Source organism: Mycetocola reblochoni REB411 (genome assembly GCF_900163835.1).
Lineage (GTDB): Bacteria > Actinomycetota > Actinomycetes > Actinomycetales > Microbacteriaceae > Mycetocola_B > Mycetocola_B reblochoni.
Genome location: NZ_FUKR01000063.1, coordinates 1 through 14,192, shown reverse-complemented (window position 1 = coordinate 14,192; position 14,192 = coordinate 1). Strand labels below are relative to the sequence as shown.

Sequence of the window (14,192 nt, the reverse complement as noted above, 5' to 3'; positions counted from 1 at the left end):
CACCATCGGGCTACTCGCCGACGCCCTCGGCGTGCAGGTGAGCGAGCCGTTCGTCGCCTACGCTTGAGGGGATATGGCTCATCTGCTCGGCGCCGAGGCGCTCCACCTGGAATACCCGACCACGGTCGTCTTCGACTCGGTCACGATCGGCATCGACGAGGGCGACCGGATCGGCATCGTCGGCCGCAACGGCGACGGCAAGTCGACGCTGCTGCGGCTGCTCATCGGAAAGATCGAGCCGGACGCGGGCCGGGTGACCCGGCGCGGCGGCGTCCGCATCGGCATGCTCGACCAGAGCGACGCCGTCGACGTGGACGTCACGGTCGCCGAGTCGGTCGTCGGCGACAGGCCCGAGTACGAGTGGGCGGGCGACCCGTGCATCCGCGACGTCATCGGCGGTCTGCTGTCCGACCTGCCCTGGACGGCTCGGGTGTCGGAGCTCTCCGGCGGCCAGCAGCGCCGCGTCGCGCTCGCGACGCTTCTGGTCGGCGACTGGGACGTGCTGTTCCTGGACGAGCCGACCAACCACCTCGATGTTGAGGGCATCGCCTGGCTCGCCGAGCACCTCAACACGCGCTGGTCGAAGAACTCCGGCGCGGTCGCCGTGGTCACCCACGACCGCTGGTTCCTCGACGCCGTCTGCACTGCCACCTGGGAGGTGCACGACCGCATCGTCGAGCCCTTCGAGGGCGGTTACGCGGCCTACATCCTGCAGCGCGTCGAGCGCGACCGGATGGCAGCGGCCAGCGAGGCCAAGCGGCAGAACCTCATGCGCAAGGAGCTCGCCTGGCTGCGCCGGGGCGCGCCCGCACGCACCTCGAAGCCGAAGTTCCGCATCGAGGCGGCGACACAGCTGATCGAGAACGAGCCGGAGCCGCGCGACCGCGTGCAGCTGACGCAGCTGGCGACCTCGCGTCTGGGCAAGGACGTCGTCGACCTCCTCGACGTGGGCGTCCGCTTCGGGGACCGCGAGGTCCTGACCGATGTGGAGTGGCGGATCGCGCCGGGGGAGCGCACGGGGATCCTCGGGGTCAACGGGGCGGGCAAGTCGACGCTGCTGAAGCTCGTCGCCGGCGACCTGCAGCCCACGAGCGGGCGCGTCAAGCGCGGCAAGACGGTGCGGGTGGCCTGGCTCAGCCAGCAGCTGACCGAGCTGGACGACCTCGCCGACGACCGCGTCCGCGAGGTGATCGGCCGCCTGCGCAGCAGCTACGTCTCCGGGGGCGCCGAGCTGACGCCGGGGCAGCTGCTCGAGCGTCTCGGCTTCTCCTCCGCGCAGCTCTCGACCCGGATCGGCGAGCTCTCCGGTGGCCAGCGGCGGCGCCTGCAGCTGCTGCTCATCCTGCTCGACGAGCCGAACGTGCTCATCCTCGACGAGCCGACCAACGACCTGGACACCGACATCCTCGCCGCGATCGAGGACCTGCTGGACTCGTGGCCGGGCACGCTCCTGGTCGTCTCCCACGACCGGTACCTGCTCGAGCGTGTCACCGACCAGCAGTACGCGGTCATGAACGGGCGCCTGCGGCACCTGCCGGGCGGGGTGGACGAGTACCTGCGGCTGCGGCACGAGGCGGAGCGCACGGGGGGAGCGCCGGCGACGGCTCCCGCGACCGCCGCCGCGGCCGTCGCGTCAGCCCCCGGTGCGGCCGTGAGCGAGGCGGCCGCAGCGGCGGCGTCCGCCGGTGCTCCGGCGCTCGCCGGGGCGGAGCGGCGCCAGGCGGAGAAGGAGCGCTCGGCGATCGAGCGGCGCATCGCCAAGCTCGGCATGGAGCGCGAGCGCCTGCTCGCCGCGATGGCCGCGCACGACCAGAGCGACTACGGCGGCCTGGCCGAGCTGGGCCAGGCACAGCGTGCGGTCGAGGCGGAGACGGACGAGCAGGAGCTCGCCTGGCTCGAGCTGTCCGAGCGGCTGGAGGGCTGAGCGCCCACGGGCGGCGGCCCCGTGAGGGGTCCGCCGCCCGTGGTGTGCTCCGCCGGGGGTGCGTCTAGCCGCGCTGACCGTGGCGTCGCCGGGCGAGCAGGACCGCCGCGAGGGCGAGCAGGGCGATCGCCCCGGCGAGGGGCACGAGCAGCTCCGTGCCCGTGGAGGCCAGGCTCGCGCGCGCGTCCCCTGCCGCCGCCGGTCCGTCGCCCGTCCCCGCCGCCTCGGAGCCGCCCGAGCCGTCGGAGGAGCCCGCGGCGTCCGAGCCTGCGGTCCCGTCCGCGCCGGATCCCGACGTTCCGTCGGTGCCGGTGCCGGTGCCGGTGCCGGAGCCGGAGGCGTCTGCGGAGCCGGAACCCGCGCTCGTCCCCGAGCCGTCGGCCGAGCCCGACCCCTCGGCCGAGCCCGACCCCTCGGCCGATCCCGAGCCGTCGGCCAATCCCGATGCGCCGCCGTCCTCGGCCGGCGTCACCTCGACCACGATCGAGGAGCTCAGCTCGCCGACGGTCGCCGTGATCGTGTGCGGGCTGGCGGTGGGGAAGGTCACCCTGGTGCCCTCGATGACGTCGCTGGCCACGTCGCTGCTCAGCACCGCCTCCTCGCTGAGGTCGGCGAGCACGGTGCCGAAGGCGTCCGTGCCCGACACGGTGACCTCGATCGTGTCGCCCTGGCGGGGCGCCTCGTCGGAGACGCTCAGCGACAGCGCGCTGAGCGGCGCCGTCTCGGTCGCGGCGCTCAGCCACGGACCCCAGTGGCCGCTTCCGTTCTTGGCCCGGACGAAGACGCTCTCCGCACGCGCGTTCTCCGCGGTGCCGGGCACGGTCACCGTGTAGTCCACCGTCGCCGCCGGGTCGACCGCGACCTCGACGGTGTCCTCGATCGCCGTGCGTGACGGTGCCACCGCCGCCTCGACGGCCGTGATCGTCGTCACCTCGGGACGCCGTTCGGCCGAGGCCGGGTTGGCGCCGTAGGAGTCGTCGGTGGCGACACCGGAGACGGTGACGTCGCCGTCCTCGTCCCTGGTGGCGCTCGCCTCGGTGACGACCCCGCCGAGCGAGGCCGTGTACGGCTCGTAGGCCGCCTCCGCGGCGAAGGAGATGCCCGGCTCGACCTGCTCGAAGAACGCGTCGGCTCGGGCGTAGGACGGGAAGAACCCTCCCGTCCCTGCGGTGCCGATCTCGTAGGTGAACGCGGGGACGCCGAGCTCGCCGTAGATCCAGTCGATGTCGTTGCCCGAGTTGTCGTAGAGGATCTCGCCCGCCTTGCCGGTGTCGAAGCCGTTGCCGGCGGACTGGCGGAACCCGCTCGCCCGCAACGCATCGAGGTTCGGTACCGCCGCGGCGCTGTCGTACGCGTAGGGGTAGATGACGTAGTTGGAGTACGAGTGCAGGTTGACGTAGGTCCCGCTGCGGTCGTCGGGGGCCGCGGTCGTCTCGCCGACGTGGTACTCGCCGAACAGATCCGTCAGGAGCCCGGACAGGGCCGCGACCTCCGGCTCCGAGTGCGGCGCCGTCCCCTTGTAGGTGGCGGCGGAGGGGACCGCGCTGGTCGACGCACCGCCCCAGCCGTTCGCCCAGTTGCGGTTGAGGTCGATGCCCGCGTGGCTGGAGTTCCAGTTCGTGCTGGTCTGCACGTAGCCGGTGTCGTTGACGTTCTTGCGCTGCCAGGCGGGGGAGCTGCTGACCGGGTTGGCGTCGCCCGCCGCCGTCAGCCGCAGCGCCGGGTCGTCGAGCGCCGTCTCGACGAGCTCCGCGCCGTCCGGGTTGTGCTGCAGCACCACCCAGACCTCGGTGCCCTCCAGCAGGGCCGTCGTCTGCGCGTCGGCGCCATAGCCGTCGAGCAGCTGGGAGGCGTAGCGCCAGGCGAGCTCGCTGGTGATGATCTCGCGCGGGTGGCTCTGCGCGATCAGCGCGAAGCGGGGGCGCCCGTCCTGACCGTCGTCGTAGGCGGGCTGCCCGGCCACATCGGCGGTGATGCGCAGCGCCAGCAGGTCGTGGCCGCCGCGGCCCTGGGTCTTCAGCCAGGAGTCGCCGTAGTCGACGAGCTGGACGAGCTCGGGATAGGCGGCCGCCACGTCGCGGGCGAACTGCTCCTGCGCGGCGACGGTGCGATAGCCGCCGAAGAAGGTCTCGTACTCGTTCGCCCCGATCCGGTCGGGAAGCGGGTAGCCGGCGTCGGCGGCCGCGCGGACGGTCGTGCCGCCGAGCGAGTCGGCGTACCGTTCGGTGCCGAGCGGTTCGACGCCGAGGCGGGCGAGCTCGTCGTCGGTCTCGGCGTCGCCGAGCACGAGCACCTCCTCCGCGTCGGAGGAGACGACGTCGAGGGCGTCGACCGCGGCCGCGTCGGCGGCGTCGATCGTGTACAGGTAGGCCTCGTCGGCGGGCGAGGCGAGGGCGCTCGTCGGGGCGAGGGCGAGGGTGCCGAGGCCAAGGGCGGCCGTCGTGATGACGGCGCCGAGGCGGCGGGAGGGTGGAGCCACGGTGCTGGTCCGTTCTGTGTGGGGTGGAGTGCGCCTTCTCCGCCGGCCGGTCCGGACGGTGCGACCGGACGGCCCCGCGGAGAAGGACCGGATGGGCCAGACCTTAGAAGCGGCTATGAGCCGGCCACAACGCACAGGACACGCGGTGTCACGCCTGGCGTCACACGGCGACGCGGGGCGCCCGGCGCCCCGGCCGCTATGTGACGAAATATTCCGGGTGCGGCCGCGCGGGTTTTCGTCCCGGCCACCCAGGCCGTAGCGTTGTGCCGCACGTCACGAACACACAGCACACCACGGCGAAACCCTGTCGCCGCGTGACGCAACCTGGGAGGACACCAATGTCGATCACACGAAAGCTCGCCGGCACGGTCGCCGGACTCGCCGCCATCGCCCTGCTGGCCGGGTGCGCAGGCGGAAACGCCGGTGACGCCGCCGACGACAAGGGCAGCGAGGCCAACCCGGTCAAGATCGGCGTGGTCGGCGCGAGCGACCCGCAGTGGACCTCCTTCACCGAGGCGGCCAAGGCCGAGGACATCTCCATCGAGATCGTCGACTTCGCCCAGTACGAGCAGCCGAACCCCGCGCTCACCGCGGGCGAGATCGACCTCAACCAGTTCCAGCACATCGTCTACCTGGGTGAGTACAACCAGAGCGCGGGTGAGGACCTCACCCCGATCGGTGCGACCGCGATCTACCCGCTCGGCCTCTACTCGACCCAGTACGACTCGGTCGACGCGATCCCCGAGGGATCGACCGTCGCCGTCTCCTCCGACCCCTCGAACCAGGCCCGCGGCCTGCTCGTCCTGCAGTCGGCCGGCCTCATCGAGCTGACCGGCGGAGGGAGCATCTTCTCCGGCCTCGACGAGGTCGACACGGCCGCGTCGAAGGTCAAGGTCACCGAGCTGGAGCCGTCGCTGACGGCCACCTCGCTTCCGGACGTCGCCGCCGCGGTGATCAACAACGACTTCATCACCGACGCGGGCCTCTCCGCCGACGACGCGATCGCCCAGGACGACCCGAGCGACCCGAACGCGCTGCCCTACGTGAACGTGTTCGCCGCCAAGGCCGAGGACAAGGACAACGAGACCTACCTCAAGCTCGTGCAGATCTTCCAGGACAGCACCGCCGTCCAGGACGACCTCGTCGAGACCTCCGGCGGCACCGCCGTGCTGCTGAAGACCCCGGTCGCCGACCTGGAGGAGTCGCTCGCGACCGTCCAGGCCGACATCGCCGAGTCGGAGTAGGGCGAGCCCGTACGATTTGAGTGACGCTGTTCCGGCGCGAAGACACCCTCGCGCCGGAACAGCTGTGTCCGAGGGAGGGAACATGACGATCGTCTCACTGCGCGACGTGCGCAAGAGCTATCCGGCGCCGCGGCGCTCCGCCGACCCCGTCGCGGCGATCGACGGGGTCGACCTGGACGTCGACGAGGGCGACATCTTCGGCATCATCGGCTACTCGGGCGCGGGAAAGTCCACGCTCGTCCGGCTGATCAACGCCCTGGAGCCCGTCACCAGCGGCAGCATCACCGTGCACGGCACGGACATCACGACGCTGTCCGAGAAGGACCTGCGGGGTGTCCGCTCGGGGATCGGCATGATCTTCCAGCAGTTCAACCTGTTCAACGCGAAGACCGTCCGCGGCAACATCGACTACCCCCTTCTGGTCGCGGGTGTCGCGAAGGCGGAGCGGGCCACGCGCGTGGCGGAGCTGCTCGACTTCGTCGGCCTGTCCGACAAAGGCGACAACTACCCCGACCAGCTCTCGGGGGGCCAGAAGCAGCGCGTCGGCATCGCGCGTGCGCTCGCCACCAGCCCGCGCATCCTGCTCGCCGACGAGGCGACCAGCGCGCTCGACCCGGAGACGACGCAGGACGTGCTCGGGCTGCTGCGCCGCGTCAACAGGGAGCTCGGCATCACCATCATCGTCATCACGCACGAGATGGAGGTCATCCAGTCGCTGGCCACGCGCGTCGCCGTCATGGAGAAGGGGCGCGTCGTCGAGCTGGGTGACACCTTCGACGTGTTCTCCGAGCCGCACGAACGCGCGACCAAGCGCTTCGTCTCCACGGTCGTCAAGGGCGTCCCGCAGGGCGAGGAGCTCGAGGTCCTCGCCGCGAGGCATCCGGGCAGGATCGTCACGGTCGCCATCCGCGAGGACGGGATCGGCCAGGCCGAGGTGTTCCGCACCCTCGCCGCGGCCGGCGTCGCCGTCGAGCTCATCTACGGCGGCGTCCACGACATCCAGGGCAGGACCTTCGGCAACCTCACTCTCGCCCTCGGCGGTGAGCCGGCCGCGGTCGCCGCTGCCGTCGCCGAGCTGTCCGCCCGCGTGAGCATCACGGAGGTGAAGTGATGGATGACCTGATTCGTCTGACCCCGCTGTTCTGGGAGGCCTTCGGCCAGACCCTGCAGCTGGTGTGGCTGAGCCTGCTGTTCGGCGGTCTCGGCGGACTCGTCCTCGGCGGGCTGCTCTACGCGACCCGGCCGGGCAGCCTGTACCCGAACGCCTTCGTGTACGGCCTGGTGAACGTCATCGTCAACATCTTCCGTCCGATCCCGTTCCTGATCTTCCTGCCCGCGGTGCAGCCGCTGGCACGGTCGCTCGGCATCGTGGCGATCGGCACGGGCTTCGCGATCTTCGCGATCTCGCTGGCGGCGTCGTTCGCGATCGGCCGTCTGGTGGAGCAGAACCTGCTCACGGTCAGCCCCGGCGTGATCGAGGCGTCCCGCGCTGCCGGTGCGTCCCGGCTGCGGACCATGTTCCAGATCGTCATCCCCGAGGCGCTGGGCCCGCTGATCCTCGGCTTCACCTTCGCCTTCGTCGCCCTCGTGGACATGTCGGCGGTGGCGGGCTACATCGGCGGCGGCGGCACGGGTAACTTCGCGATCCAGTACGGCATGCGCCAGTTCAACCCGGTGGTGACCTGGGCGGCGGTTTTCGTCATCATCGTGCTCGTCCAGCTCGTGCAGTTCTTCGGCAACTGGCTGGCGCGCAAGGTCATGCGCCGCTGAGCCGCGCTGCGGTTTCTCGGGGTCGGTCGCTCCTGCGGCCGGCCCCGACTCGTGTGCGGGCAGGGGCGGATGCGCGGTGCCGTCCGTGTGCGTCGGCGTCAGGTCGGGGCGGACGGGCGCTGCGGCGGGGGAGCGGCGACAGCTTTCCCCTTGCTTTTTGAACATGTTCAAATACCATTGCGGTATGGCAGCGAAGAAGTCGGAGCAGACCAGAGAGCGTGTCCAGCGCGCGGCCTTCGAGTCGCTGCGACAGAACGGCTTCGACGGGACGACGATGCGGGGCATCGCGGACGCCGCCGGCATCGCCCCCGGAGGGATCTACTACTACTTCCGCTCCAAAGACGACATCGTGAGCGCGCTCTACGTCCACGTGTCCGAGCGCTACCGCGACCAGGGGCAGCGGGTTCTGGACGGCGAGCGCTCCTTCGCCGCACGCCTGCGAGCCGTGTACCTGCTCGGCTTCGACCTGGTCGACGACTACCACGACTTCGCGGGCTCATTCCTCGGTACGGCCATCACCCCCGGCGGCGCCAGCAACCCCTTCGGCGGCCGCGCGCGCGAGGCGAAGACGGCCGCGGTGTCGCTGTTCGACGACGTCGTCACCGGCTCCGATCTGCGGGTGAGCGCCGAGCTCCGCGCGGAACTGCCCGAGCTGCTCTGGGGTGCGTTCATGGCGGGGATGCTGTTTTGGGCGTACGACCGCTCCCCGGGGCAGCGCCGGACCCGGGAGCTCGTCGACCGGGTGGTGCCTCTCATCGCCGAGCTTCTCGCCGTCAGCCGGCTGCCGTTCCTGAAGAAGCAGCTGAGGGAGGCGATCGGCGTGGTGCAGCTGATCACCGGGGCCGACGATGCCTAGGCCCCGGACTGCCCGCGTCGGCGCGGTGCCGCCCCGGCACGGGGCGGCTGTGATCGACGCGCCACGGAATCGCTTCGGGATCGTCGACCACCTCTGGGGCGCTGTCCTGGGCCTGGTCGTCGCGGCACCGCTGTTCGGGCTCGTCATGGGAGTGGTGATGTGCGTGCAGGCCTGTGGCAGCGTCGACGGGCCGGGATTCGGCGACATTGTCGGCACAGCCGTGTGTTTCGGGGGTGCGCTTGTCCTCGTCGGGGGCGTGGTCGTGCTCGTACTGGGGATTCCACTGGGTGCCGTGCTTAGTCGGGTGTTGCGCCCGGTGCGTCAGCGCTGGATCCACGTCCTGGCGTTCGCGGTCGCCGGTGGTGTCACGGGCGGGGTGCTGCTCCCCGTGCTGGGGCAGGCGCTGTCCGGGCAGCTCAGCTGGGTGTCGTTGGCCGAGGTTCCCGGCATGCTCGGAACCGGGCTCGGCCAGCTGTTCGTCTGGCCGGGCGTCCTGGTCGCCGGGGTCGGGCGGTGGCTCGGCATGCGTTCAGCGGACCGTGCGGCCCGTCCCGGGGTGCAGGACCGCCGCGAGTGCGTGCTGTGGTCGGGGACGACGCGATGAGCGCGGCCACCGTGTCGGAACTGGACAGGCGCTACGGTCGGGCGCGCGCCGCACGATCACCGGCTGGGAACGCTGCTGAGCGGCGGGGCCGCAGGCGCTCCGCGCGTTCGCCGTGTTGCCGTTGCTGGCCGTGTTCGCGCTCCTGTTCGGCTACGCAGCCCTGCTCATCGTCGGCCTGCCCTGCGCGCACCTGCTCAATCGCGTTGTGCGGGGTGTGCGTGTCGAGGGGGCACATGTGGCTGTCTTCGCGCTCGTGGGGCTGGCGGTGGGCTCCTGGCTCATTCCGTCTCTGTTGAACGGCCTGGGCGCGGGGCAGCAGACCGAGGGGGGATGGCCGCGGCTGATCCTCCTGAGCGGCCTGCCCGCGATGGTTGTCGCGGGGATCGGCCGTTTCGCCGCCGGTGCGATCGCGCGGCGCCGGGCGCGTGTGGGTCAGGGTTCGTGCTGACCGACGTGCCGCGGCCCCGTCTGATGCCCACGCTGGCCGCCGGGCCGTGCCGCCCACGTTGACCCGTCGTCTGAGACGGCATAGGATCAAGCCATGGATTTCCGTTGGTATGCGTATGTCGAGTTGGCTCTGGAGCCGACCGCGTAACGCGCACCCCCACGACTTCCAGAGCCAGCACGCAGAGACGAATCCGTCTCTGCGTTTCGTCTTAATCGGCGGTTGGCTGTCCCGGCCCCGCCGGGAACGGAACCACCACGATGATGAGCGCCACCGGTGACCTGAGGGTCACCACCTTCGAGCCTCTCCCCGCCCCGCGCGAGCTGCGCGACGAGCTGCCGCTCGGGCAGGGGCGCGAGGACGCCGTCGAGCTCGCCCGCACCAGCATCGACCGCGTCATCAGCGGGCACGACGACCGTCTCGTCGTCGTCGTCGGCCCGTGCTCGGTGCACGACCCGGTCGCCGCCCTCGACTACGCGCGTCGGCTGGCGGCCCGCGCGGCCGAGCTCGACGGTGAGCTGCTCGTGGTCATGCGCGTGTACTTCGAGAAGCCGCGCTCGACCGGCGGGTGGAAGGGCCTGATCAACGACCCCGGCCTCGACGGCAGTCACCGGGTGGCCGACGGGCTGCGGCTGGCCCGTCGGACCCTTGTGGACGTGATCGACACCGGCCTCGCGGTCGGCTGCGAGTTCCTGGAGCCGACGAGCCCGCAGTTCATCGCCGACGCCGTCGCCTGGGGCGCCATCGGCGCGCGGACGACGGAGAGCCAGATCCACCGGCAGATGGCGAGCGGACTGAGCATGCCCGTCGGCTTCAAGAACGGGATGGACGGCGACGTCGGCGTCGCCCTCGACGGCTGCACCGTGGCGGCGCAGGAGCAGGTGTTCTTCGGTGTCGACGCGGACGGCCGCGCGAGCGTGGTCAGCACGACCGGCAACCCGAGCGCGCACCTCATCCTCCGCGGGGGCAAGTCGGGGCCGAACTTCGACTCGGCCAGCGTGGCCACCGCGGCGGAGCGCTCGCGGGCTGCGGGGCACGCGCCGCGCGTCGTCGTCGACGCGAGCCACGCCAACAGCGGCAAGGACCACGTGCGCCAGGCCGAGGTCGTCGAGCTGCTCGCCGGGCAGGTCGCGGCGGGGGAGCCGATCGGGGCGCTCATGATGGAGAGCTTCATCGAGCCCGGACGTCAGGACCTCGGCGACGACGGCCCCGCCGGGCTGGTCTACGGGCAGAGCATCACGGACGCCTGCATCGGCTGGGACGAGACGAGCCGTCTGCTCGGTGTGCTCGCCGACGCCGTGGCACGCCGGAGGGCCACCGCCGGCTGAGCGGCGGGTAGCCCGGCCGGCTGGCGCGGGACACCGGGAGCGGGCGTCCGCGCGGACGTCGCGGCCGGTTCAGATCCAGCCGCGGTCCCTGGCGATCCGCGCGGCCTCGGCGCGGTTGGCGGCGCCGGTCTTGCCGATCGCGGCGGACAGGTGGTTGCGCACGGTGCCCTGGGACAGGAACAGCGCCTCGGCGATGCGCCGGACGGGCCGCCCGTCGGCGGAGGCCGTCAGCACGTCGCGCTCCCGCGGACTGAGCGGGCTGGCACCGTCGAACAGCGACTCCTCGGCCAGGGCGGGGTCGATGGCGCGCAGGCCCGCGTGCACCCGTCGCACGGCGGCGGCGAGCTCGGCGGGCGGGGCGTCTTTGACGAGGAAACCCCTCGCGCCCGCCGCGACGGCGGAGCGCAGGTAGCCGGGGCGCGCGAAGGTCGTCACCATGAGCACCCGCGTGGCCGGGCTCGCGGCGAGCACCATCCCCGTCGCCTCGATGCCGTCGATCCCCGGCAGCTGGATGTCCATGAGGCACACGTCCGGTCGCAGGCGCTCCGCCGCCTCGACGGCCCCCGCCGCGTCGCCGACGGACGCGACGACGGCCAGGTCCCCCTCGAGCTCGAGCAGCGCGCCGATCGCGCCGCGGATGAGCTGCTGGTCGTCGACGAGCATCAGCCGGATCGGTGTCGCGCTCACCAGCTCGCCTCCACCCTGACCCCGCCGAGCGGGGACTCGGCCACGCGCAGCAGCGCGCCCGCGACCGCGGCGCGCTCCCGCATCCCGGCGAAGCCGTTGCCGTCGGTCGCCTGCCGTCCCCCGTCGCCGGAGCGGACCAGTCCCGTGCCGTCGTCGTCGAAGCGGAACCGGCCTGGCTCGAACGACACCTCCGCCCTGGTGGCGCGGGCGTGCCGGATCGTGTTCGTCGTGCACTCGCGCAGGATCCACGCGACAGGGACGTTCTGGGCAGGCGAGAGCACCTCGGCGCTCCCCGTCGTCTCCAGCCGCACCCCGGCCGAGGCGAGCGCGTGCCTGCTCTGTGCGAGCTGGGCGTCCAGTCCCACCCGGAGCCCGTTGACGGTGGTGCGGACCCCGGCGAGCGACTCGGATGCGACGGCGCTGATCTGGGCGAGTTCCCGCGCCGCCCGCTCAGGGTCGCGCTCGACGAGGCGCTGCGCGAGCTCCGCCTTGAGCTTGATGAGGGTCAGCGAGTGGCCGAGGAGGTCGTGCACGTCGCGCGCCACGGTCTCCCTCTCCTCGGCGACCGCCTTGCCGATGGCGAGCGTGTCGGCCTCGGCCGCCCTCCGGATGAACCAGCGCGTGATCGTGCCGATGAGGACGATGGCGCCGACGTTGATGAGCAGGCTCAGCCACTCCTGCCCCGTCGCGACCATGGTGACGAGAACGCCGACCGCGGTTCCGACGACGACCGCCACGGCGGCCAGGACGGGGAGCGTGAACACCGCGAGGGCGCAGAGGAACGGCGTGAAGGACAGCACGCCGGTCCCGATGAGCGGGACGAAGACGGCCACGAGCGCCAGCTCGACGGCGAAGCCGATGAGGAACGGCCGGGCCGGGCCCCGCCCCGGGCCGTCCCTGCCCATGAGCGCGAACAGGAACAGGTAGACCACGGCGAAGAGGATCAGCGCCGTCCACCCGACGACCACGCCGACGAGGGGGACTCCGTCGCCGAGGGCGGTGGCGGGGTAGTACAGGAACACCATCCACACCGCGGCCAGGATGACGGAGAACTGCGACTCGCGCCTGAGCAGCACCGCGCGCCACGCCCGCTTGACCATGGCCCCGATCCTATCCGCCGGGCCCCGGCGCCCTCGCCCCGTGCCGGGCCCGGGCGCAGGAGCGCCATCGCGTGCGTCAGCGCCGGGCACGCGAGCGCCGGACGGCGAGGACGGCTGCGGTCCCGAACAGCACCGCCCAGCCGAGGACGTTCCCGATCAGCCCGAGCAGCGAGTCGGGCTCGCTCTGCCCGACGACGGCCCCCTCGAGCAGCGGCCAGCGTGCGAGTCCGACGACGCCGTACAGGGGGGTGAACCGCGCGATGTCGAGCATCGTCCCGTCCAGCGGCAGGAACACGTTCCCGAAGAACGCGAACAGCGTGAGCAGCGCCGACGCGATGCCGAGCGCCGAGTCGCTGCGGAAGACGAGCCCGACCGCGAGCCCGTACAGGGCGAAGATGCTGGAGCCTAGGAGCACGATCCCCGCGCAGGCCGCCCAGCGCCAGCCGGCGTCCGCCGTGGCCCCGGTCGCCGCGCCGACGGCGAACAGCACCGCGATGCAGATGGCCGAGTAGGCGAGGGCGACGAGCACCTTCGTCGTCACGAACGCCCCCGTGCTCAGCGGCGAGAGCGCGAGCTGCCGGCCCCAGCCCTGCGACACCTCGGTCGCGGCCGAGCCGGTCAGCGTGGTCATGGCGGTGGCTGCGCCGTACAGCGCCATCGAGACCATGACGTAGAACTCGGTGCTGCCGTGCCCGCTGCGCCCGTCGGTGCTGCCCGCGTTCGGGCCGAAGACGAGGTACATCGCCACCGGGAGCGCGAGGATGAAGAACAGGTTCGCCCCGTCGCGTCCGCGGCGGATGAACTCGGTGCGTGCGTAGATAAGGGACATGGTCAGTTCTCCGAGGTGAGCGCGAGGAAGATGTCGTCGAGGCTGGGCGCGGTGATCTCCAGATCGCGGGCCCCGTGCCGGGTCAGCAGTGCGAGAGCGACGGCGTCCGAGTCAGTGCTGCGCAGGTGCACGCGGCCGCCGTCCAGTCCGGTGAGCTGGGTGCGGCCGTCCGCCGTCAGCGCGGCGACGACCCCGTCACGTCCGGCGTCGGGAACGGTGGCGCTGACGGTGCGCCCCGTGAGGCGCGCCCTGAGCGCCGCGGTGTCGTCGTCGGCGACGACACGGCCCGAGGACATGAGCGCGATCCGCTCGGCGAAGCTCTCTGCCTCCTCCAGGTAGTGGGTGGCGAAGACGATGGTGAGGCCCCGCTCGGCCTCCAGCCGCATGGTGCGCCAGAACGCATGCCTGGCGGCGACGTCCATGCCCGCGGTCGGCTCGTCAAGGACGAGCACCTCCGGGTCGCTGATGAGCGCGATGGCCACCTTGAGGCGCTGCTGCTCGCCGCCGGAGCACAGCCCGACGCGGCGGGTGACGAGCCGGGAGAGCTCGGCACGCTCGAGCGCCGCGGGCACGCGCTCGCCGACGCCGTGCAGCTCGGCGAACAGCCGGAGCGTCTCGCCGACGCGCAGGTCGCCGAGCAGCCCGCCCGTCTGCAGCACCGCGGCCAGCCGCCCGGCCTGCACGGCCTCCCGCGGGGGTGCGCCGAGGACCTCGACGGTGCCGCTGCTGGGGGCGCTGAGCCCGAGGAGGATGTCGATGGTCGTGGTCTTGCCCGCACCGTTGGGCCCGAGCAGTGCGACGATCTCACCGCGGCCGATGCGCAGGTCGATCGAGCGGACCGCATCGACTCTGGCGGCGCCGTCGACACCGTGATCTGACACTTATACACATCTGACGCTGCCTACACATCTGACGCTGCCGACGAC

Annotated in this window: 13 protein-coding genes; 8 read left to right on the top strand and 5 right to left on the bottom strand. The window is 72.0% G+C overall.

Going from position 1 to position 14,192, the window contains the following annotated elements; translation table 11 throughout:
- The first annotated feature begins 73 nt into the window (after window positions 1-73).
- A complete protein-coding gene (locus FM119_RS11165; protein WP_087138149.1) occupies window positions 74-1,924 on the top strand; it encodes an ABC-F family ATP-binding cassette domain-containing protein in 1,851 nt (616 codons plus the stop codon).
- A 64-nt stretch (window positions 1,925-1,988) separates the two neighbouring features.
- Here the strand turns inward: FM119_RS11165 and FM119_RS11160 are convergent, their stop codons facing one another.
- On the bottom strand, window positions 1,989-4,403 hold the full coding sequence (locus FM119_RS11160) for a M14 family zinc carboxypeptidase (RefSeq protein ID WP_143822697.1): 2,415 nt from the start codon (window positions 4,401-4,403) through the stop codon (window positions 1,989-1,991).
- Between the two features lie 338 nt (window positions 4,404-4,741).
- On the opposite strand from FM119_RS11160, the gene FM119_RS11155 reads away from it, so the two are divergent.
- From FM119_RS11155 to FM119_RS11125, 7 genes are all read left to right on the top strand, one after another.
- On the top strand, window positions 4,742-5,647 hold the full coding sequence (locus tag FM119_RS11155) for a MetQ/NlpA family ABC transporter substrate-binding protein (RefSeq protein WP_087138145.1): 906 nt from the start codon (window positions 4,742-4,744) through the stop codon (window positions 5,645-5,647).
- Window positions 5,648-5,729: 82 nt separating this feature from the next.
- Window positions 5,730-6,758 (top strand): methionine ABC transporter ATP-binding protein, encoded by a 1,029-nt coding sequence (locus FM119_RS11150; protein WP_087138143.1) that lies wholly within the window; start codon window positions 5,730-5,732, stop codon window positions 6,756-6,758.
- On the top strand, window positions 6,758-7,417 hold the full coding sequence (locus FM119_RS11145; RefSeq protein WP_087138141.1) for a methionine ABC transporter permease: 660 nt from the start codon (window positions 6,758-6,760) through the stop codon (window positions 7,415-7,417). The genes FM119_RS11150 and FM119_RS11145 overlap by 1 nt, the downstream gene beginning before the upstream one ends.
- A 184-nt stretch (window positions 7,418-7,601) precedes the next feature.
- On the top strand, window positions 7,602-8,273 hold the full coding sequence (locus FM119_RS11140; RefSeq protein WP_179205315.1) for a TetR/AcrR family transcriptional regulator: 672 nt from the start codon (window positions 7,602-7,604) through the stop codon (window positions 8,271-8,273).
- Between the two features lie 49 nt (window positions 8,274-8,322).
- Window positions 8,323-8,877, top strand: a complete 555-nt coding sequence (locus tag FM119_RS11135; protein WP_143822696.1) for a hypothetical protein — start codon at window positions 8,323-8,325, stop codon at window positions 8,875-8,877.
- Window positions 8,878-9,007: 130 nt separating this feature from the next.
- The gene (locus FM119_RS11130; protein WP_143822695.1) at window positions 9,008-9,325 is read left to right on the top strand and encodes a hypothetical protein; all 318 of its coding nucleotides are present in this window, start codon (window positions 9,008-9,010) and stop codon (window positions 9,323-9,325) included.
- 260 nt (window positions 9,326-9,585) lie between these two features.
- Complete coding sequence (locus FM119_RS11125) at window positions 9,586-10,650, top strand: 3-deoxy-7-phosphoheptulonate synthase (RefSeq protein ID WP_087138153.1); 1,065 nt, start codon at window positions 9,586-9,588, stop codon at window positions 10,648-10,650.
- Window positions 10,651-10,719: 69 nt separating this feature from the next.
- Here FM119_RS11125 and FM119_RS11120 read toward each other — a convergent pair whose 3' ends face one another.
- The 4 genes from FM119_RS11120 to FM119_RS11105 all read right to left on the bottom strand — a co-directional run bounded on the left by FM119_RS11120 (window position 10,720) and on the right by FM119_RS11105 (window position 14,147).
- Entirely contained in the window at window positions 10,720-11,313 is a 594-nt protein-coding gene (locus FM119_RS11120) for a response regulator transcription factor (RefSeq protein WP_087138151.1), read from the bottom strand.
- A 20-nt stretch (window positions 11,314-11,333) separates the two neighbouring features.
- The gene (locus FM119_RS11115) at window positions 11,334-12,437 is read right to left on the bottom strand and encodes a sensor histidine kinase (protein ID WP_087138133.1); all 1,104 of its coding nucleotides are present in this window, start codon (window positions 12,435-12,437) and stop codon (window positions 11,334-11,336) included.
- A gap of 76 nt (window positions 12,438-12,513) precedes the next feature.
- Entirely contained in the window at window positions 12,514-13,266 is a 753-nt protein-coding gene (locus tag FM119_RS11110; protein ID WP_087138131.1) for an ABC transporter permease, read from the bottom strand.
- Window positions 13,267-13,268: 2 nt separating this feature from the next.
- On the bottom strand, window positions 13,269-14,147 hold the full coding sequence (locus FM119_RS11105) for an ABC transporter ATP-binding protein (RefSeq protein ID WP_087138128.1): 879 nt from the start codon (window positions 14,145-14,147) through the stop codon (window positions 13,269-13,271).
- Between the last annotated feature and the right edge of the window lie 45 nt (window positions 14,148-14,192).